The organism is Acidovorax sp., from assembly GCF_021287135.1.
Lineage (GTDB): Bacteria > Pseudomonadota > Gammaproteobacteria > Burkholderiales > Burkholderiaceae_C > Acidovorax.
Map to the genome: position 1 here is coordinate 169,244 of NZ_JAJTBB010000085.1, position 19,126 is coordinate 188,369.

The following is a 19,126-nucleotide window of genomic DNA, read 5'->3' on the forward strand; positions in this document are numbered from 1 at the left end:
AGCTGCCCCCGCCAAGCCGGGCACCGGCTCCGGGCCGGCTCGCCGGTTTCATCTGCGTTCACTCTCTCCTGTAGGAATCTGGCACCGATGCGTTTGTTGATCGATGCGCCCCGTCCCCAAGGATGGCGGGCGAGAAAGTCGAACCCCGTTGTTTGCGAACCTCGCAGCCTGTCTGCAAGCCGCTACGGCGCCCCCCATGGGGTCCCCTTGCGAGAGGCCGCTGCATGAACGCGGACGAGGCCAACACGGCCGTTCCCGCAGAGCTTGAACCCGGCGCGAGACGCGCTGGCGCCGCGCAAGCCTGGCCGTTCTCCTCCGAGGGCGATGCGGCCCTGGTGCTGGCGGCGATGAGCGCAGCGCCCGACGGGATCCTGCTGGTGGACCGCCAGGGCTGCATTGTCACGGCCAACACCGCCATGGAGGAGATCTCGGGCTATTCGGCGGACGAGCTGTGCGGCAGTCCTCTGGGCCTGCTGTTGCCCTCGCCCTTGCGCGAGGCCCATGTGCAGCATTTCCAAAGCTACTTCAACGCCCCCTCGCGCCGCCCCATGGGGATGGGGCGCAACCTGTGGATCGCGCGCAAGGACGGCCGGCTGACGCCGGTGGACATTGCGCTGGGCTACACGGAAGCGCAGGGCGGGACCGCGGTGGCCTTCGTGCGCGACATCTCGGCGGTGCGCCGGCTGGAGGCGCAAATGCACTTCCAGGCCACCCACGACACCCTGACCGGGCTGGTCAACCGGTGGCAGTTTGGTCAGCAGCTGGAGCATGCCATTGCCGAATCCACAGGCAGCGGCCAGCCATTTGCGCTGCTCCTGCTGGACCTGGACGACTTCAAGGCCGTCAACGACGGCTACGGGCACGCTGCGGGCGACCGCGTGCTGCTGGAGGTGGCCCGCAGGCTCAAGGGCGCCCTGCGGCCGGGCGACACGCTGGCCCGGCTCGGGGGCGACGAGTTCACGGTGCTGCTGCCCCAGGTTGCGCACGCGCAGGAGGTGGAGGCGGCTGCTGGCCGGCTGCTCCAGGCCTTGTGCCAGCCCTACCAGATGCACGGCTTTGAACTCGATTCGGGGGCCAGCCTGGGTATTGCCATGTGCCCCCGTGACGCGCAGGACGCGGCAACGCTTTTGCGCTATGCCGACATGGCGATGTACCACGCCAAGGAAACCGGACGCGCGCAATACGCTTTTTACGAGCCGCGCCTGGGCCTGCGGATGGCCGAAAAGCTGCAATTGCATGAGCGCCTGAAGCTGGCCTTGGGCTATGACGGGCTGAAGCTGCACTACCAGCCCCAGGTGGACGTGGCCACGGGGGAAATCCAGGCCGTGGAGGCCCTGCTGCGGTGGCACGACCCCCAGCTGGGCGAAGTACCGCCCGATCGGTTCATCCCGGTGGCGGAGGCCACGGGGCTCATCCTGGCGCTGGGAGCCTGGGTGCTGGACGCGGCGTGCCAGCAGATCGCCGCGTGGGTCGACGCCGGAACGCCCTTGCGGGTCGCGATCAACCTGTCGGTGCAGCAGCTGCGCCAGGCGGACCTGGTGGAACAGATCGAGCGCAGCCTGGCGCGGCATGGCGCGCCCCCGGGGCTGCTGGAGGTCGAGGTGACAGAAACCCAGGCCATGGCCGACCCGGTGCAGGCGCGCGACGTGCTGTGCCGGCTGCAGGCGCTCGGGGTGTGCATCGCTCTGGATGACTTCGGCACCGGCCACTCGTCGCTGGCCTACCTGAAGCAGCTGCCCGTGTCCCGCATCAAGATCGACCGGGAATTTGTCCATCCGCTGCTGCAGAGCCCGGAAGATGCAGCGTTCGTGCAGGCCATCATCGTGCTGGCCCAGACGCTCAAATTGCACGTGGTGGCCGAGGGCGTCGAGACCGCCGAGCAGCTGGGCATACTGGCCCAGTACGGCTGCGATGCTTACCAGGGCTGGCTGTTTTCCCGCGCCGTGCCGGCAGCCCACATCGCCCAGCTCCTGCGGGCGCAGCGGGAAGCCCCTTCGGACGAGGTGTCGCTTCGGCCGGAGTAGCTTCGGACAGGCTGTTAAGGCAGCGGCGCGGAGGCCGCCACCCAGCCCATCAGGGCATCGCGCTGGACTTCGCAGTGCCAGCGGTCGCGGCGCACCACGCCCCCGCGGGCATGGAGCAGGCCCAGCGTGCGCGCAATCGTCTCGCGCGAGGTGGAGAGCAGGTCGGCCAGCAACTGGTGGCTGGGCAGGCGCACCAGGGTGCTGCGCTGCAACTGGGCCAGTTCCAGCAGCGTGGCTGCGAGCTGGCCCTGCACGCCCTTGATCCGGACGATGCGGGCCCAGTCCGCGATTCGAGCGTTGGTCTGGGCGTAGCACTGCGCCAGCCCGCGCAGGAAGCCCGGGTCTGCCAGCAGGCCGTGGCGCGTTGCGCAGGCAATCGGCACCTCGCAGATGCGGCCGGCCGTCAGGGCACGGCATGACAAGGGGGCCGGGTGGTCCAGCAATGCCGTGGTGCCCAGGGGCTGGCCGGGGCCGGACAGCCCCACCGGGCGCTCCACGCCGTCTTCGCCGCTGCGCAGCAGCACCACCGTGCCGGTCTTGACGATCTTGAACACACGCGAGGCGGTGTGCCCTTGCTGCAGCAGCAGTTCGCCCTTGCGCACGGAGCGCTCGGTCACCAACCCTGCCCACCGGCGCCGCTGCGCCTCGTCCAGCCGCCCCAGCATGCACAGCTGCTGCCCCGCACAGTGGGCGCAACCGCCGTCAAAAGCCGTGGAAATGGGGGGCATGGGGCGGTGGCGTGCAGACAACAACAAGGCAAAAAGGCGGGCGACGGTGCCGGCCGGTGTCTGCGCAGGCAGCGCAGCCGGGCGGCTGAGCGGACCTTACCGTGGTTGTCGGCAAATTGCAACAAAATGTATGCAACGCCGAGTGCCCCCGAGGGCCGTTACTCGGCCTTGATGCCCCGCATGGCAATCACGCCGCCCAGCAGGGCCGTGTCGGTCTTGATGCGGTTGGCCAGGCCCTCGGGCGAAGTGCCCGCCACCTGCCACCCTTGCTGGAAGAGCTTGGTGCGCATTTCCGGGGTGCGGGCGATCTCGCCGATCACGGCCGCCAGCCTGGCCTGGATGGGCTTGGGCATGGTGGCCGGCGCGGCAAAGGCATTCCAGATTTCCAGGCTGAAGCCGCGAATCCCCGCCTCGGCAAGGCTGGGGATTTCAGGGGCGAGCGGGCTGCGCCCGGCCGACGTCACCCCCAGCGCACGGAGCTTGCCGGAGCGCACCTGCGCCTGGGCCAGCGCGGGCGGCAGCAGGGCCATCTGTAGCTGCCCGCCCAGCATGGCGGTGGCCACCTGCGGGTAGCCAGGGTAGGGCACATGCACCGGGTTGATGTTGCTGCGCGCCTTGAGCAGTTCGGTGCCAATGTGGCCCACCGTGCCGACCCCCGGCGTGCCATAGCTCCACTTGTCACCGGCATTGCGGGCGGCCACAAAGAACGCGCGTGTATCCGCCGTTGCCGGCACGCCCGGCTGGCTGACGGGGGCTGTCAGTACCAGCGGGGAGGTGCCGATCAGGCTCAGCGGAGCGAGGTCCTTGAGCGGGTCGTACGGCACGGCCGGATTGATCATCTTGGCGATGGTCATGTTGCCGTTGATCATCAGCCCGATGGTGTGGTCGTCGCGGGCCTTGGCCACGGCGTCCGCCCCGATGTTGCCGCCCGCACCGACCTTGTTCTCCACGATGACCGGCTGTCCGAGGGCCTTCGCCAGCGGCTCGGAAAACGCGCGGGCGGTCAGGTCCGGGGAGGAGCCTGCCGGAAACCCCACGATGATCTTGAGCGGCTTGCTCGGCCAGCCGGGTACGGCGGGGCTGGTCTGGGCCAGGGCCCAAGGCGTTGCAGAGGCGGTCACCAGGGCCATCAGCAGCGAGGCGCGGCGGGAAACAGGGCGTGACATGGAAGCGGTCTCCAAAAAGCGGTCGAAACAAACAATCCGGGACAAACGAAACGGGGCCCCGGAAGCGGGGCCCCGTAGGGCTGTGTCTGCGACATGCAGGATATTAAGCCAACCGCGGCTTCAGGCGTATTCGGCCAGCGCCTTCTTCATCTTCTTCATGGCCGCCACCTCGATCTGGCGGATGCGCTCGGCACTCACCCCATAGACGGCCGCCAGCTCGTGCAGCGTCATGCCGCCCGAGCCATCGTCGTTCACCTTCAGCCACCGCTCTTCCACGATGCGGCGGCTGCGGTCGTCCAGGCTTTCCAGCGCCGTAGCGATGCCGTCCGAGGCCAGCGCATCCCGTTGGCGCGACTCGATCATGGCCGTGGGCTCGTGCGACGCGTCCGCCAGGTAGGCGATGGGCCCAAAGGCCTGTTCGCCATCGTCAGACGGTGCCGGGTCCAGCAGCACGTCGCCGCCGGCCATGCGGGCTTCCATCTCGATGACTTCTTCGCGCTTCACGTTGAGCTGCGCTGCCACCGAGTCGATTTCGCGCTCGGAGAGCGTGTCCCGGTGCGTCGCGGCATCGGCGGCGGAAGCGTCGGCCTTGAAACCCTGCTTCATGGAGCGCAGATTGAAGAACAGCTTGCGCTGGGCCTTGGTGGTCGCCACTTTGACCATGCGCCAGTTCTTCAGGATGTACTCGTGAATCTCTGCCTTGATCCAGTGCATGGCGTAGCTCACCAGGCGCACGCCCTGGTCCGGATCGAAGCGCTTGACGGCTTTCATCAGGCCGACATTGCCCTCCTGGATCAGGTCGCCCTGGGGCAGTCCATAGCCCAGGTACTGGCGCGAGATGGAGACCACCAGGCGCAGGTGCGACATCACCAGCCGGCCGGCGGCGTCCAGATCGTTGTGCTCTTTGAGGCGGCGTGCGTAGGTCTGCTCTTCCTCGTGCGTGAGCAGGGGCAGGCGGTTGACGGCGGAAATGTACGCGTCCAGATTGCCCAGGGGGGGCACCAGCGCCCAGGGGTTGGCCGGCGCCAGGGTGGTCGTCACGGTTCCAGACTGAATGTTCATTCCAGAAATCCTTTCCTCTAATCCGTCATGTTAGCACTCTCTGTGATGGAGTGCTAAGGCGATAGTTCCGTTCCATTTCCCACCTTCCAGCTTGCTGGGCACAGGGGGAATGTCGCTTTCACTTGAGTTTTGTATTTTTCTCGTTGAGTTTTGTATTTTTAAGTGTAAAAAAATCGCCTAACTGATTGTTTTGCAAAGGAAAAATAGCTTTCTGACGGCAGTCAGCCTCGTCATCGGGCCTGCTTTTTAGCGGATTTCAGGAGTCGGGCCATAGCTGTGGAGGGGCAAGAGGTTCTTTCGGGATCGCTTGAGAGACCGGGGGCTGGCAAGCGATGCCGTGGTGCGGGCTCGGCCTTGCCGTGGTCCGAGGCCGATAGACCGTTATGAAAAATTTGCTGGATGCCCAGCCTCTGTTGCGGCCCGTCCGTTTACCCTTAGACAAGCCTGTTCTCCAGACACCGCGCCACCTCAGCACACCGGCCATCGTTCATCGCCATCAGGTCGGCATAGACGAGCAGCGGCGGCGCGGTGTTCTCGACCGTCGGGCCGGGGCGAGGCCAGAATGCATCAAGGATCTCAATGTCCCCCCGCGGGTCAGGACGCAGTCGATGCGCCTGCATGAGCGTACTGCGCGGCGCCCAGGTGTAGAGGCGGCCCGTCTCTGGAATAAGGTAGTTCGTGAGTATTTGGGCAGCCACCTCACCGCCCCACACTTCGCGTACCCCATCCGGATGCACCGTCTTGCGCCAATCCCGGCCAACGCATGAATAGCGCTGGGGATGAAGCTTGTCGCGCAGCGCGACAGGGTAGTGCTGTGCCCAGGTGAGTGCCATTTCTTCTGCCGCCAGGAGCCTGCGCCGACGCGACCCGCCTGCCAGAAAGCCGAGCGCTTGCAGGCTGCCAATCGCACCACATGTCGTTCCCACCGCCACGCCGCTTGCTTGCGCTATTTCTCGCATGGAGGCGGTAGCCAACCCAGGCTGAGTCAGGAAGGCGAACATGACCCGCAACGTGCTGGCAGATCGCAGCGCTGAGTGTGCTTTCACCGCAAACGGCTCGCTGGGCTTCGGCCGACCCGAGACAAACACGTAGCACCCCGGGAACTGGAGGTTGGCGTTCCCGGCGGTATCAATGAACGCAATCCCCTTTTGGCGGCATTCCTCCGCAAGGGCTGGCGTCATGTGGTGTGTAACCAGTAGTGAGGCTCCGCGGGGGGCGTTTGCTGCAAACCAGGACAGTTCACTGCGGCGGTCGACCTTGCGCACATCAGCTACCAAAACCAGCGGCTCCCGGGTGCGTAGCGGATCAACGGCCACTCGATGGATACCACGCTTCCCAGTGTCCGGCTCCAGCAGCGTCATGCTCAGCGCAGGCGAGATCGCTAGCAGCGCTCGGTCTATGACTTCACGTTTGTTCATAATTCCTGGTTGTTCACGGAACGTGAACAGTAGTATTTTCATGAACAAATGACTATCCACGCAACGGCCGCGTGCAAACACCGCCTGCGCGAATTGCCCGCTCCGGACCGGAGATGGGTGTTTTGATACAGAGGGAAGACGTCTAGAGGACTCAAGGACGGTGGGCACCAAGACCATTGCTCCGGCCACGGATTCCCCCGGACGGACAGCTGCGCTCGCAGGGCCCAGCGCCTGATGACACTCAGGGTTGCCACGTCCATCTCTCCTGGTCTCCTGCTGCTCAACAAAGCAGCAGGTTAGGTAGTATGTGGATTGCGCATTCCGGTGATGATGACCAGTCAGTCCGGCGCCATGAACACTGCAGCAGGTATCTTCCGTCAACGGCCGCAAGCGGCCGGAAGCCGCCAATGCAGGTGCGCCACGCACGGCTCTGGGTGACTTCGCCTATTTGCTCGGCGCAGCTGCAATGATGCGAACGGAGAGCAAGGCAAACAGAGCCTCCCTCACCCCTAAGCACCGGTCCTCATGAGATTGTGCTGCACATGCTCATCAGCGTGAACGCGACTCGAATCCCCAATGCTTCAATAGGAGTAGGACGCGCTTCGCTAAGCCGCACATTTATCGGTGTGACTTTGGGATGTGCTCTTTGAGCCCAATGGCCTGGAGGTGATGATTAGCTTGCTCCTCCGCGCCCAGTCTGGTGCGTTTTCGTAGGTTTCGGCAGTGAAATGCAAATTCTTGAGTCAGCTCGGCTATGTCGTCTACCCGCAGACCAACTAGCGCCAAGCAGAATCCCAACGGCAATGCCCTCAGGTCAAAAGTCCCCATATCATCCAGCAGCCAGCAGCCAGCAAGTCATTATCCAGCCATGCACTCCTCGATGACACGCTGGCGAAGCCAGCGGTGCGCAGGGTCTGCGCCCGCGCGGGGATGCCACACCAGGGACACGCGAAACGGTGGCACGTCCAGCGGCAACGCAAAATGGCTCATCTGGTGCCGCAGGCTTCGCGTGTAGGCATCTGGCACCGTGGCAACCAGGTCCGATCCTCGCGCCAATGCCAGCGCTTCAGAGAACGTGCCCACGGTCACGGCAACGCTTCTGTCCATACCGTGGGCTTGCAACGCATCATCGATTCGTCCCCTGCCCCCGCCATGGTGCGAGACATGGACATGCTCTGCGTTCGCAAATTGCGCAAGGGAGACCTCCCCGCGGCCCAGCGGATGCCCCTCGCGGACGACGCCCACCCACCGGTCCTCGAACAATGAATGGGTGACCAGCTCCGGACCCAGGTCCGTTCCCACCACGGCGGTTTCCAGGTCCACCCGGCCATCCCGCAGCGCCGAGCTGTCCCGATCCACCTTGGCCAGAAAGTGCAAGCGCACGCCGGGCGCCTCGCGCCTGATCCGTTCGACCAGGGCGACACCGAATCTTTCGACGAATCCGTCCCGGTTGCGGAACGTGAAGTCGCGGTTCAGCCGGGACAGGTCCAGCTGTTCGGTCGGCTGCAACAGCGCCTTGGCTGCGCCCACGACGCCGCCCACCTGCTCGCGCAACTCCTGCGCACGCTGCGTCGGGACCAGCCGCGTGCCGGCACGCACGAGCAAGGGGTCGCCGGTCGCGTCCCGCAGACGCGCCAGCGCGCGACTCACCGCTGAGGGACTGAGGCGCAGCCGCCTGGCGGCACCGGCAACACTTCCCTCGGTGAGCAGCAAGTCGAGTATCAGCAACAGATTGAGGTCCGGGCTGGTCATGCATGCAACATAGCACGCGAGGCGCGGCGCGCCATGCACGAAGTCCTTGCGCGCATGGCAACGGGCTTGCTCCTACGCTACGGCAACCATTGCAAACAGGAGAACAACACTATGACTGATACCGCACTGGACCGATTCGTTTCCGACATCCGCACCGCCTGGGGACCTCTGACTTCCGTGATGGCCTCCCAATGCGCGGAAGCGCTGGCACGTCTGGCGAACACGCCAGCGACCGAGCCCTGGCTTGCAGCCGTGCTCTCGCGGGCCGCGGACACCGCGGAACTGCACCGTGATGCCGAGCAGGGCTTCCTGTTGCTGGCCCACACCGAGCCTGAGGGCATGTACAGACCGCCCCACGACCACGGGCACAGCTGGGGCATCTACGGCGTGGTGAGCGGGGAAATCGACATGGCAACCTTCGCCCGCGTCGAAGATGCCGACGGCAAGGTCCGTCTAGTGCAGCGCGACGAAGAACGGCTGGGGCCAGGCGACATCAAACTGTTTCTGCCCGGTGACATTCACGATACGCGCTGCGTCAAGGGCCCTGCGCTGGAGCTTCGCTTTACCGAGCGCGATCTCAAGAATGAGGATCTGGTCCACCGGCGCATGACCCGGTACGTGTCAAAGGATGGCAACTGGACTGTCTAGGTGTGAAGGGGAAGGAGGACTGTCCGCATGGTGGTCAACAAGGATTCGCGGGCGCGATCTACGACCCTGCAGCGCGAAGCGATCGATTTCAGGGCCGCGGACCAAGTGCGTTTCTCGCGACTGGCCGTCACGCAGCGGATTCAGACTTTGACTTGACTCGGGTCTACCCGGTGCATGGCAGTCCCCTCCCTGCCTGCAGCGCAATGGCCCAATGCAGAGTGGTGATACGGGCCAGTCGAGTGCGCTCAATCTCATAGTCAATTGAACGGATTGGCGGCGAGTCTGCCGGACTCAATGAACAGCCAAGCCCCCTACCACCTGTCGGTGGCAGTCCGAACATGCGATCTAGCGCGCTTCGGTTCTGCAAGGAAGCTCTTTTGGGATTCGATGTTTGCCAGCGGAGGAGTCATTCCTACGCGGAGTAGCTCCGATTGGCACGGGGCCCTGGTCCGGTCGGTGAAGTAGATGTGGTGCGTGTGGTCACGTTGCAGTGGACTCGGTGGTCAAGTGCATCTGCTTTTTGCAGCCGCTTGCGGCCGCTGGCTGAGGATACCTACTGTGGGTTCATGGTGCCGGACTGACCGGTCACCATCGCCGGCATGCGCAACACGCTTCCGGGACTATTCAGCGAAACAGGGATGATGTAAGTCTGCGCGGAGGCCCGTCCAAGGTACTGCGCCAAAAAAGAGTCCCCGAAGCACTGGCAAATTCTCAGACAACGCCTGTATTAAGCTGTCGAGCAGCCGGTTTGGGGGGGTGCTTCTCATGGCCCAAGATTGAACCCATTCAACCACAAGCAAAGCGCATTGCTCCTCACCAAAACCACCTTCGTTCGTCTTGGTCGCAATCACGAGCGCAGCCAAAGCATCAAATTCCGGGTGCTTCAGAAATTGGATGGCATCTCGCGGACAGAGACCTATTGGCAACCAAAGACGCAAGCCTGCCCCCGTCGCTCGCAAACCACCAAGCCTATGGAACAAAGCCTCGCGCACGAAGGACTTCGAGTGGTATAGCTCGGATGACAAATGGTAGAGAGCCTCCTCGTCATTGCTCGAACGCATCGACGCAAACAGAAAGGAGTTGTAGGTGTCAGAAATCCCCGGATATCGAGCCAACGCCCAATGGAGGGGACTGCGCTCAATCTGATGGCTTCGGGGACAGCGGCGCCCGTTTGCGTATTTCAAAAAGTCCTCCGGCTTTCGGGTCATCTTCTCCAGCTTCCCTGGGAAGCACTCGGTCAAATACTGCCGCTCCATCTTCGCGTGGGACATGCCGCTTTCCGCCTTCAAAGAGAAAAACGTGAGGCTGGTACGCAGGCGGTCAAGCGCTTGCTTCCTGGGTCTGCCGCGCTTGCGTGGCGCCGAAGGTCTAACGACGCCCATAAAAACCGGACTCGAAATTCATTGGGACCTGATTTTCGCGACGGCTTCCCACGGACGCAACAAAACAGAACAATGCCGTGATGCCCGAAGTTGCCTTGGAACCCAAAAAATGGTCTCGCCTGTAACGGGTGGGGAAGACGCCGGAACTGCTGTGCTCAGCGACAACCAAGTTCGGGATCGGGCCTCTTGTCCAGCCATGAATACCAAACCGGTTCTGACCGCAGTGGAAGCCAGGGCGGCAATGACAGCGAGGGGAATCACGGTTGCCGAATGGGCGCGAGAACACGGGTTTGGCGCCGAACTGACCAGAATGGTGTTGTCGGGCAAGAGAAAGTGTCTGCGCGGGCAGTCCCATCAAATAGCGGTCGCACTTGGTATCAAGTCCGAAGCTACTGCGCCAATGAGCACCGAAGACTAAGTTCGTTCGAATCGGATTAAAAAGGAAAACATACACCCAGAAAGCAAAAAACCGACCACCTCTCGATGATCGGCATCGCCGGCAGCAGAAGTAACAGCCACCTCAGGTTTGGACTCCTTGGGGCGAATTTACTCCTGAGGCAGTGGTGCGGTCAAGCCACGTACGCGACTTTTTTGTTGCGTACCTGGCCCGTCAAATCTCCACAGAAGTACACATGTCAAAGAAGCAACAAGCGGCCGCGCTCGATCAAAGTGGCGCGGCTCCAGTTACGCGCACGGTCGTTACCCGCTCTCCAGGGCACACGGTTCGCTCCATACATCTGCCCCACCTCCAGCCGAAACCCATTGAGGCGGACAGCTCACTCGAACGCGATTTCGTGTACCTCACGATTGCATTCCCCTTCCTGAGAACTATCACCCACCAGCCGTTTCAGCTGAGCCTGGCCGCGGGTGGTTACACGCCTGACTTCTTGGTCTATTTTAAGGACGGGTCGCGAGTCGCCGTCGAGGTGAAGCCCGAGTCCCAGATGGAAGGCTTCGCGGAAAAACTCGCACAGGCCAAGGCGCAGCTTGCAGAGCGTGAAATTGAGTTTCTGGTCGCTCACGACACTCTACTTAGGAGGGACGGCATTGAGGAGCGGGCCAAGCGCATCCGCAGATATGCGAAAGGAAAGTACCCAGCTTCGGAGCAGGAACTGGTCATCCAATCGCTTCAGTCATCCCCCCGAGGTTTGAGCTTTAAGTTTCTCGCCAGCTTGGGCGTGCAGAAGACAACCATTCTGCACATGGTCAGTCATCAGAAGCTGCAGGTGTCTTCCAGGCTCGACATAGAGGACGACGCCTTGGTGCAGTTGCCCATCACCCTAAACGAGGAGGGCAGCCATGCGATTCGCTTTGCAAACTGGCTTAACGCTTAGGGCGGGTCAGCGAATCTTGGAGTTGGTGAGAGAGTTGCCTGATGGGTGCTACGCCCTGGAAGATGCATTGACCCGCCGTACCGTCGAGTACACGCGCCAGCGACTGGTAGACGATATACACAGCAAACGTCTACTCGTAATTGTTGGGGAGAAGCCACGTGACGAGGGCGCCGGATCCGCCGTCGCGGAAGCGGTATTGGACATTTCATCCCTCACAGTACGTGAGCGCGCCCAGCTGGAATTCCGGCTGATGTTCGTGAAAGCACTTGAGAGGCAACGAGTACGTCGCGGTCAACGAAAGCAGGTGCAGCGGGTCATTGATGTTGTGTCCAGCAAAGCCGACCATTCGAAGCGTCCATCTGCAACTACCGTCATGTTGTGGGCACGCAAGTACCAAAAAAGTGGGATGAACCCGCTCGCGTTGGTCGACAGACACCGTCTGCGACACTCCCCAAGACGCATTCAAGAGGCAGTAGAAAAGTTGATCTGGAAGGTCCTCAAGCGCTCTTACTTCACCACAGAGTGTAGGTCTCTCCAATACGCCTATGACGACCTCAAACGTGAACTCAAGTTCGCCCAGGAGAACCGCCTCATCCAGTCCGAGGAAGCGGTTGTTGCCTATGCGACCCTTCAACGTCGCGTCAAAAGCGTCGACATGTATTGGAGGGTTGCTTCGCGCGAGGGCATTGCCAGAGCCAGGATAGTCTGCCGGACCGCATTTCCTGACGGGCTACCCACGGTAGCAATGGCGCAAGCCCAGATCGACCATACACCTCTTAACTGGGTCGTGATCTGCGACCGGACGGGCCTACCCCTTGGTCGACCTTTGCTCACGGTCGCCATCTGCGCCTATAGCGGATACATCCTCGGCTTCTATCTGAGTTTTTACGGGCCGGGCGTCTCTTCAGTGTCGGGCGTTTTGCGCAACGTGATACGCGTCAAAGACGACATGGTTGCCCACGCAGGCCTAAAACACCAGTGGCTCTCGTTTGGCCTGCCGGATGAACTGGTCGTTGACAACGGGCTGGAATTCCACTCCTTCGCCTTCAAAACAATGGCAATGGCGCTAGGAACCGACATTACATACTGTCGCGTGCGGACCCCTTGGCTCAAGCCACATGTCGAACGCTTTTTCTCCACGCTCAACACATTGACGCTGTTGAAAGGCCGAGTCACAAAGACGGTGGCCAACGTGATGAGGATCGACCCCTACAAAGACGCGGCCATCACGTTCTCTGATTTGGTCAAGGGCTTGCTGATGTTCTGCGTGGACGTTCACGCACACGAGCCTAACTGGAACAAGATGGCAACCCCATTTGAGCTGTTCGCAGAGAGCATTGCGCGAACTCCACCCGTCGCGTTTCCTAACGATCTTGAGCAACTTACGCTCGCGACCGGCATGAGTAAGGAACTGACGCTCAGTCAGGGTGGGATCCAGATGCTGGGGCTGCCCTATGGGTGCGTGGATTTCAAAACCATCGTCAACAAGCACGGCCACGGCTTGAAGGTGATGTGCAAATGGGATCCCGACGACATTTCCACGCTGTACGTCCGGGACCCGGACAGCCTTGCTTGGTACACCGCAGAGTGCCGCTGGAAAAGCTATGCGCAAGGGCTCAGCTACAACCAACATCGCCTGATTCGCGAGTTTCGTCGGCGGGACCTGAAGTCACCGGAGCGCGAGGAAAGCCTCCTCGAATCTCGGCTTGCCCTACACAACCACTGGCTGGACTCGACGAGCAGCCGGGGGCGGGCAGATGCTTTGAAGGCGGGGCGCTATCAGGACCTGACAAGTCACAAGGTTCTGTCCGGTACAGCTTCCGAACCGGCCGCGCCGTCGATTGCGCAGTTGGTGGCCCCTGCGGAGATCACGCTGGAGGACGCCGAGGTCCCGAGCTTTGATTCGTTCTCGTTCGCTTCAGCCTAGGCGGCACTTTCAGAACCGCACCAAAGGCTGCAGGGGCTCACCTCCTCAGCCTTTGCCCCGATCGGGTGGACATGTGATCTGCCCTCCCGATTGGAGCATCGCGACCATCATTACTTCAATTTTTTTGTCATGAAGAAACCGACATCCTCGACCTTTTCCGAATCTCTTGCCCTCGATGGACCCGACCTGTATGGAGCGGAGATCAACGCTCGCCGCCTGCAGACTTACTCTGTTGCCGCGCTTCGCGTCGCGGCACAAATCGAACGCGTGTACGTTAACCACACAGGGTTTGCGTATGGCTTGAATACGCTGGATCGCCTGTTCCAGTTGGGGAACGAGTTGGAAACGCCTCAGGGTTACATGCTTATCGGCCCATCCGGTAGCGGAAAAACCGCGTTGTTCAGGTATTTCCGAGACTCCCTGCCATCGTCGTCGCTGTTTTCAGACAGCGCGGGGGCGATAGGCTTGCGTGTGCCCAAGAGGCCCCTTCCAGGCCTTTTGATTCGTGAATTCCTGCGGATACTGAAGTACCCCTTTGCAGGCGGTTCATACAAGCAGCTATACGAGCGCAGGCAACTCGTCTTTGAAGCCCTGCGGTCGAACGGCACTCGGCTTGTATGGCTGGATGAAGCACACCACCTGTTGCCCAAGCACACCTCAAGGCAGCTCGAACATGACGAAACTGAGGCGATAGAGTTGCTTCGCGAACTCATGGACGAGTGCAAGGTGAGCCTGGTCCTCGCGGGGTCGGATGAGCTGGACAACCTAAAGACCATCGCCCCTCACTTCGCGACACGCGTGGCTGGACGGGCGGCTTTGAGCGTCTTTGCATTGGATGCCAACTGGCTGGGCTTTCTCAAAGCTTTCTCGGCGCAGTCTGCGGCCTTTGACATCAGCGTCATCGAAGATCGTTCGTTGGCGAAACTCATGCATTTGGCAACAGAGGGGAATCTGCGCGCGTTCAAGCAGTTGATGGTGGAGGCCGTGCTTCTTGCTCACGATACGAACGCATTGCACCTCACGCAGGATCATCTGCGTAAAGCCTTCGATCTGGTCTTTGGGCAAGCGTGCACGCGGAGCAACTCTTTTGCGTAGGCACAGCACCCCCCTACCCATCGTCCAAACGCCCGCTACTGGAGAGTCGGGCGTTGGATTTCTGCTGCGGCTCGCTGCAATCAACGGAATCAATATGCACAAGCTTCGCCAACTAGTTGGGATGACGGAAACGGAGACGTTCACCGCCAAGTACGCGGACGGCTTGTTTGCGCTTGTCGGGTTGGCGGGGGCAGATCAGTCCGTACTGCTGCCGCAGGAGATACGGGGCGGAGGTGTCACGTGCTACGGACACCGTTTCAGGGTGCGAACGATGCTGCGATTTCGTCGACCGCAGTTATGTCCAGCTTGCATTCGGGAAACACGGCTCTGCGCGGCGCACTGGGACCTGTCAGCTTCGGTAGTCTGCTTAAAGCATCGCTGCTTTCTCCAGGATTTCTGCTCTACATGCCATGCTCAGATTCGCTGGAATCGACAGTCGGTCGAATGGGGCCATTGCAAGCATCTTTTGGCGGGCGCTGCTCGTCAAGACGACATTCCGGAAGCGGTCTTCTCTGCCCAAAAAGTCACGGAAGACCTGCTAAAGAGCCAGTCAGCAGATTTCGCGGCATTGGGTCTTTCTTGCGCTTCGCTCTCGCTAGATGCCTGGGTCAGTTTTCTGTGGGCGCTCGGATTGATAGAAACGCCCCATTCCGTACCTCGAAGGACAGTGGCCTCAAAAGCGCCATCCTCGTTGGAGGCGCGCACTATCGTTCTGCGGGCCATCAATCGTCTTCGTTCGTGTATTGAGAACGGGCGGGCTTTCTCTGAACTTGCACCCGAGGTGGCAGAAGCTCCGCTGGTAGGGACAATTCTTGATCCTGCCGATGAGGCTGATCGCGCAGTTTTCTTGGACTGGTACGGTTCATTTTTTGGCGAACGCCAAGCGGCGGCACTTGTGCGCCGACACCGTGTGCTGTCCCAGATGAGTCTCTTCTGAGGGCCGCATGAAGCTCGTTGAAGTACCACACCATGAGTTCATGGAAAGCCCGTCCTCTTGGCTTACGCGCGTAGCCTTCCGGCAAGTAGTATCGCCCCGGGAACTCGCTCGCTACCTGGATTTGAATATCCGGGTCGATTGTGAAATGACGCTTGCGAGAGCTTCCTTTGAAGACCTCGCGACCAGAGTTGCGAAGAATGCCGGCTCATCAAAGATGGTGGATTCGGTGATGGATCGATTGCGAAAGATCGATCCGACCGGGGAACGGTACTTGCTGAGGCATCGGTCTATCGCGTATCACAGGTTTTGTGCCGCGTGCCTGGCGACAGACAAGACCAAGTACTTTCGTCTCGAATGGAGATTCAAATGTTGGCGCTGCTGCCCGATCCATTCATGCTTGCTTCGAGAGCGCTGCCCGCACTGCAACAAAGTGGTGACGCTGCCGGGCGATATGTATTCAGCAGGACCCGATGGGCTAGGTATCGCGACGTTGGACCGGTGTTTGCATTGCACGGAACTCCTCACAACTGGCTGGATGGAGTTCGTGGACAGCCTGGCTGACGACGTTACAACGCCGTGGGAGCAGGTACTGATCAGAAATGGGCGTTCTGCCCTTGCGGCGCTGGCGACCGGTCGCCTGTGTATTGAGGGGGAGCAGAAAGCACATGGCTTGTCTCAACTCAAGAAGATTGAGCGGCTTGGGTACTTGCCACATGTCAATTTTCGGCTTACCCACGAGGAACTGGTTCGTCGTCAAAACGGTGAATCGCATCTTCGCAAGAGCAATGGCGAACCGTCCTGCGGAGGCCCATTTAGTAACATCGCCAGCCATGGTCAAGATCAACGGCATCATTGATCCACCACGCAAAATGGCATGCGTCGCCGGCCGGTCAGGACCGTATATGTTGACGACAGATCAATGCACGGACTGCCGCACTTAGAATATGGAAATTGACGGTGCTCAGAACGTGAGGCAAGCCAGCGTTGTTGAGGAACGGATCAATCAGATCTGCGTCGGCCCTATGGCCTAAGGTCTGCGGGTATGCTCGCGCCGACACCTGCTCCGGATCAGTGTCGCTGTGAATTTCCTGGCAAAAACTCCACCCCCGTGCGTTTGACCAGCTCCTGATAGCTGATCGGCCGCCCCACCGTCTCGCCCTCCCGGTTCTCCTGCCAATGCACCCAAGTTCTCTGGGTAGTGGCGTCGTACACCAGCTTGTACAGATAGGTCGGCACTTTCACCCCATTGGCCCCAATGCGTGGCCCCGCATCCGTGAACACCGGTCCGGTGATCACAAACACATCTCCCTTGGCCCGCTTCACATAGTGCCGGGTGTCCTGCTCGATCTTGTTCCAGGCGCCCCCGTTGTGCTGGGCGTTTTGGGGAACCATGTTCGCCAAACTGAAGCTCTGGGCCATGGAAGTGGGTGTGGCCATATCTCCCGCAGGCGCCATGTGGCCTCGGGAGTAACCTGAGTTCTTGTAGTCCTCCAGTTCAGCCCGCTCACCACTTGGGAGTCGCGCGTCCGCGAAGAACCGTTTGGCCCTTTTCTCATTGGCCCCATCCAGCATCTGCCGATTCAGCCGTTGTGCCACGAACACCGGCGTCTTGGTGGTACCGGAGTGCAGTACCGCAAACGCTTCATAGCAAAGCTCGCGCAGCTGCGGCCGGGGCGTGATGGCCGGAGGAGTGCCATTCGCAAAGAACTGCGGGCACTGCGCAAAGGAGGTGGGCTCGGGCGTGAGCAGGGCTGCACTGTCGAACTGCGGAAACCGCGCCCAGGAAAGATTCGGGAGAGCAACGCCCGCAAGACACAGTGCCAGCGCAACTGCCAGGCGCACGCCGCCTGGCCAAGAGAACAAACGATTCACAGAAGAGGCATTCGGGTCGAACAAAACGGAGCCCGATTGGAGCACCGTTCAACTCTCACTTTGGACCTGAATGCTTGGAACCCGCAGGGTTTTACAGCTGCTTGCAGAGATGGGGTTCACCAACAGAAAAGGCTCCCCGAAGGAGCCCATTCTGCCTGCCCGCCCCTGCGGTTCAGTTAACACTCCCCATGGCCGCAGCACCCGCAAATGCAAAGTGCCGCCACCATGGGAAGTCCCGCAACGGCTTCAAACCAATCTCAGCAGTTGGTCTGCCAAATTACATGGCGCTGAATTCACCCGAAGGGATCTGGCCGGCGCGCACAGCTTCAGCAGCTTGGGCACGCACGGCAGCGCGATCAGCCGTGGACTTGTAGGTCACCACACGCGAGCCTGCGGGTTCGATGCTGCGCGTCTGAGCCACGGTAGCGGCTTCAGCAGCCACTTCAGCGCGGGTGCGGCTGGTCTGGGTCTGCGTAGCGAATTGCGAAGCATCGGCCTCATCGGCTTGGGCACCAAATGCGGCGAAAGCGGCAACAGTGGCGACGGAGAGGAAACGTGCGGTCTTGTTCATGATGAATCCCTAAAAGCAAATAAGCGTCTCAAAAAAGCCGGGTCAAAAACCATTCCTGAACCGGGTTCGGTAAGTCGCCTTGCGGGTTCGGCTCATCGATGGGTTGAACTGTACGCGCCCATCATTCAGAGAAAAACCGTCCAGTCGCAAACTAACTGTTCCAGTATTGCGAACAATGGTTCTGTTCCTTCCTTCGCTTCGCCGCAACCCTTCAAGCTGCCCTCAGGGCTTCCAAAAACTCCCGCGCATTGAGCTGGCTCTTGTTCTCCATGCAGTTGTTGAACACAGCATGCGGGTACCGCACCGACCTTGCAATCGGGCTGTACCGATGGGCGAGACTCTGCAGTTCGGCGGAGGTGTACGCATAGTCAAACCGCTCTGCCGCCGACTTGGCAGGCATCCCATACGCCACCTCATTGCGCCCATGCAGCCTGAGCAATGCATGGTCGGGGTGGGTGGTCTCCCAGATGGCTGGAACACTGTGTGCTGAGCCTTGCGGCCCGTCCACGATGGTGTGGACCAAGCCCAGGCTCCTAAGCATGGCCAGGGTGTCTGCTGTCATCGCATCGTTTTCCCACCAACTCGGATGCCGGAACTCGATGCTCAAGGTGTGCCCCGGCAGATGCTCCACACAGTGCTCGATGTGGGCCACGGCGGCTGGGTGGCGCACCACCTTCGGCGAGAACTGGAAGTGCACCAGGCCCAGCTTGCCGTTGACTCGCAAGGGCACCAGGCAGGCCGCAAAGCGCTTCCACAGTTCCTCCCGAAACTCCACTCCCATGTCCTTGTAGACCAGGCGCCGACCAGGTCCCAATGCCTCCTTGACGTCCTTGGGTAAGACATCCGTGCTGGTCCACTGCCCGGTGAACAGACTGAAGGCCTTCACGTTGAACACAAACCCAGGCGGTGTACGTTCTGCCCAGTGCTGGGCGGTGGTGACCGCTGGGATGGCGTAGTAGCTGGTATCCACCTCCACCAGATTGAACTGCGAGGCATAAAAGCGCAGCCGCGCTTCGGGTGTCTTGGCGGTGGGTGGATAGAACTTGCCGCAGTCGAGCAATGTCTTGTCCGACCAGGAGGCGGTCCCGACCAAGGGATTGAAGCCATGACTGGAGGTGGCGAAAGACTGCTCCATGGGGAGGCCTCCTTGGGTTCATCCTACATGCGCAATTGCAGTAAAAGCTGTATATTTATACAGTATTCAGCCACA

At 61.0% G+C, this 19,126-nt stretch carries 18 protein-coding genes; 9 read left to right on the forward strand and 9 right to left on the reverse strand.

The genetic code is table 11. From position 1 onward, the window contains the following. Window positions 1–224 precede the first annotated feature (224 nt). Complete coding sequence (locus LWW96_RS20420) at window positions 225–2,024, forward strand: EAL domain-containing protein (protein ID WP_291489698.1); 1,800 nt, start codon at window positions 225–227, stop codon at window positions 2,022–2,024. A gap of 14 nt (window positions 2,025–2,038) precedes the next feature. Here LWW96_RS20420 and LWW96_RS20425 read toward each other — a convergent pair whose 3' ends face one another. The 5 genes from LWW96_RS20425 to LWW96_RS20445 all read right to left on the reverse strand — a co-directional run bounded on the left by LWW96_RS20425 (window position 2,039) and on the right by LWW96_RS20445 (window position 8,150). Continuing rightward, on the reverse strand, window positions 2,039–2,752 hold the full coding sequence (locus LWW96_RS20425; RefSeq protein WP_291489699.1) for a Crp/Fnr family transcriptional regulator: 714 nt from the start codon (window positions 2,750–2,752) through the stop codon (window positions 2,039–2,041). A gap of 158 nt (window positions 2,753–2,910) precedes the next feature. Further along, window positions 2,911–3,918, reverse strand: coding sequence for a tripartite tricarboxylate transporter substrate binding protein (locus LWW96_RS20430; RefSeq protein WP_291489700.1), 1,008 nt, complete (start codon window positions 3,916–3,918; stop codon window positions 2,911–2,913). A 120-nt stretch (window positions 3,919–4,038) separates the two neighbouring features. After that, on the reverse strand, window positions 4,039–4,980 hold the full coding sequence (gene rpoH / locus LWW96_RS20435; protein ID WP_291489701.1) for an RNA polymerase sigma factor RpoH: 942 nt from the start codon (window positions 4,978–4,980) through the stop codon (window positions 4,039–4,041). Window positions 4,981–5,414: 434 nt separating this feature from the next. Further along, window positions 5,415–6,440, reverse strand: coding sequence for a type IV toxin-antitoxin system AbiEi family antitoxin (locus LWW96_RS20440; RefSeq protein ID WP_291489702.1), 1,026 nt, complete (start codon window positions 6,438–6,440; stop codon window positions 5,415–5,417). 816 nt (window positions 6,441–7,256) lie between these two features. Continuing rightward, on the reverse strand, window positions 7,257–8,150 hold the full coding sequence (locus LWW96_RS20445; RefSeq protein WP_291489703.1) for a LysR family transcriptional regulator: 894 nt from the start codon (window positions 8,148–8,150) through the stop codon (window positions 7,257–7,259). 111 nt (window positions 8,151–8,261) lie between these two features. On the opposite strand from LWW96_RS20445, the gene LWW96_RS20450 reads away from it, so the two are divergent. Continuing rightward, the gene (locus LWW96_RS20450) at window positions 8,262–8,798 is read left to right on the forward strand and encodes a hypothetical protein (RefSeq protein ID WP_291489704.1); all 537 of its coding nucleotides are present in this window, start codon (window positions 8,262–8,264) and stop codon (window positions 8,796–8,798) included. Window positions 8,799–8,825: 27 nt separating this feature from the next. Then, complete coding sequence (locus tag LWW96_RS20455; protein WP_291489705.1) at window positions 8,826–8,954, forward strand: hypothetical protein; 129 nt, start codon at window positions 8,826–8,828, stop codon at window positions 8,952–8,954. A gap of 464 nt (window positions 8,955–9,418) precedes the next feature. On the opposite strand, the gene LWW96_RS20460 is transcribed toward LWW96_RS20455, so the two are convergent. Next, window positions 9,419–10,069 carry a hypothetical protein gene (locus LWW96_RS20460; RefSeq protein WP_291489706.1) on the reverse strand — a complete coding sequence of 217 codons (651 nt, stop codon included), beginning with the start codon at window positions 10,067–10,069 and terminating at the stop codon, window positions 9,419–9,421. On the opposite strand from LWW96_RS20460, the gene LWW96_RS20465 reads away from it, so the two are divergent. From LWW96_RS20465 to LWW96_RS20490, 6 genes are all read left to right on the forward strand, one after another. Then, entirely contained in the window at window positions 10,068–10,598 is a 531-nt protein-coding gene (locus LWW96_RS20465) for a DNA-binding protein (protein WP_291489707.1), read from the forward strand. The genes LWW96_RS20460 and LWW96_RS20465 overlap by 2 nt on opposite strands. 214 nt (window positions 10,599–10,812) lie before the next feature. After that, a complete protein-coding gene (locus tag LWW96_RS20470; protein WP_291489708.1) occupies window positions 10,813–11,514 on the forward strand; it encodes a TnsA endonuclease N-terminal domain-containing protein in 702 nt (233 codons plus the stop codon). Next, window positions 11,480–13,441 carry a transposase gene (locus tag LWW96_RS20475; protein ID WP_291489709.1) on the forward strand — a complete coding sequence of 654 codons (1,962 nt, stop codon included), beginning with the start codon at window positions 11,480–11,482 and terminating at the stop codon, window positions 13,439–13,441. Before LWW96_RS20470 ends, LWW96_RS20475 begins: the two co-directional genes overlap by 35 nt. A 129-nt stretch (window positions 13,442–13,570) precedes the next feature. Beyond that, window positions 13,571–14,536, forward strand: coding sequence for a TniB family NTP-binding protein (locus LWW96_RS20480; protein WP_291489710.1), 966 nt, complete (start codon window positions 13,571–13,573; stop codon window positions 14,534–14,536). Further along, window positions 14,529–15,473 (forward strand): TniQ family protein, encoded by a 945-nt coding sequence (locus LWW96_RS20485; RefSeq protein ID WP_291489873.1) that lies wholly within the window; start codon window positions 14,529–14,531, stop codon window positions 15,471–15,473. The genes LWW96_RS20480 and LWW96_RS20485 overlap by 8 nt, the downstream gene beginning before the upstream one ends. Before the next feature lie 7 nt (window positions 15,474–15,480). Next, window positions 15,481–16,329: a TniQ family protein gene (locus LWW96_RS20490; protein WP_291489711.1), complete on the forward strand. Its 849-nt coding sequence runs from the start codon at window positions 15,481–15,483 to the stop codon at window positions 16,327–16,329. A gap of 212 nt (window positions 16,330–16,541) precedes the next feature. Here the strand turns inward: LWW96_RS20490 and LWW96_RS20495 are convergent, their stop codons facing one another. The 3 genes from LWW96_RS20495 to LWW96_RS20505 form a co-directional block, all read right to left on the reverse strand. Continuing rightward, the gene (locus LWW96_RS20495; RefSeq protein WP_291489874.1) at window positions 16,542–17,222 is read right to left on the reverse strand and encodes a DNA/RNA non-specific endonuclease; all 681 of its coding nucleotides are present in this window, start codon (window positions 17,220–17,222) and stop codon (window positions 16,542–16,544) included. Between the two features lie 400 nt (window positions 17,223–17,622). Continuing rightward, complete coding sequence (locus LWW96_RS20500) at window positions 17,623–17,916, reverse strand: DUF4148 domain-containing protein (protein ID WP_291489712.1); 294 nt, start codon at window positions 17,914–17,916, stop codon at window positions 17,623–17,625. Window positions 17,917–18,127: 211 nt separating this feature from the next. Next, on the reverse strand, window positions 18,128–19,051 hold the full coding sequence (locus tag LWW96_RS20505) for a DUF72 domain-containing protein (protein WP_291489713.1): 924 nt from the start codon (window positions 19,049–19,051) through the stop codon (window positions 18,128–18,130). Window positions 19,052–19,126 lie beyond the last annotated feature (75 nt).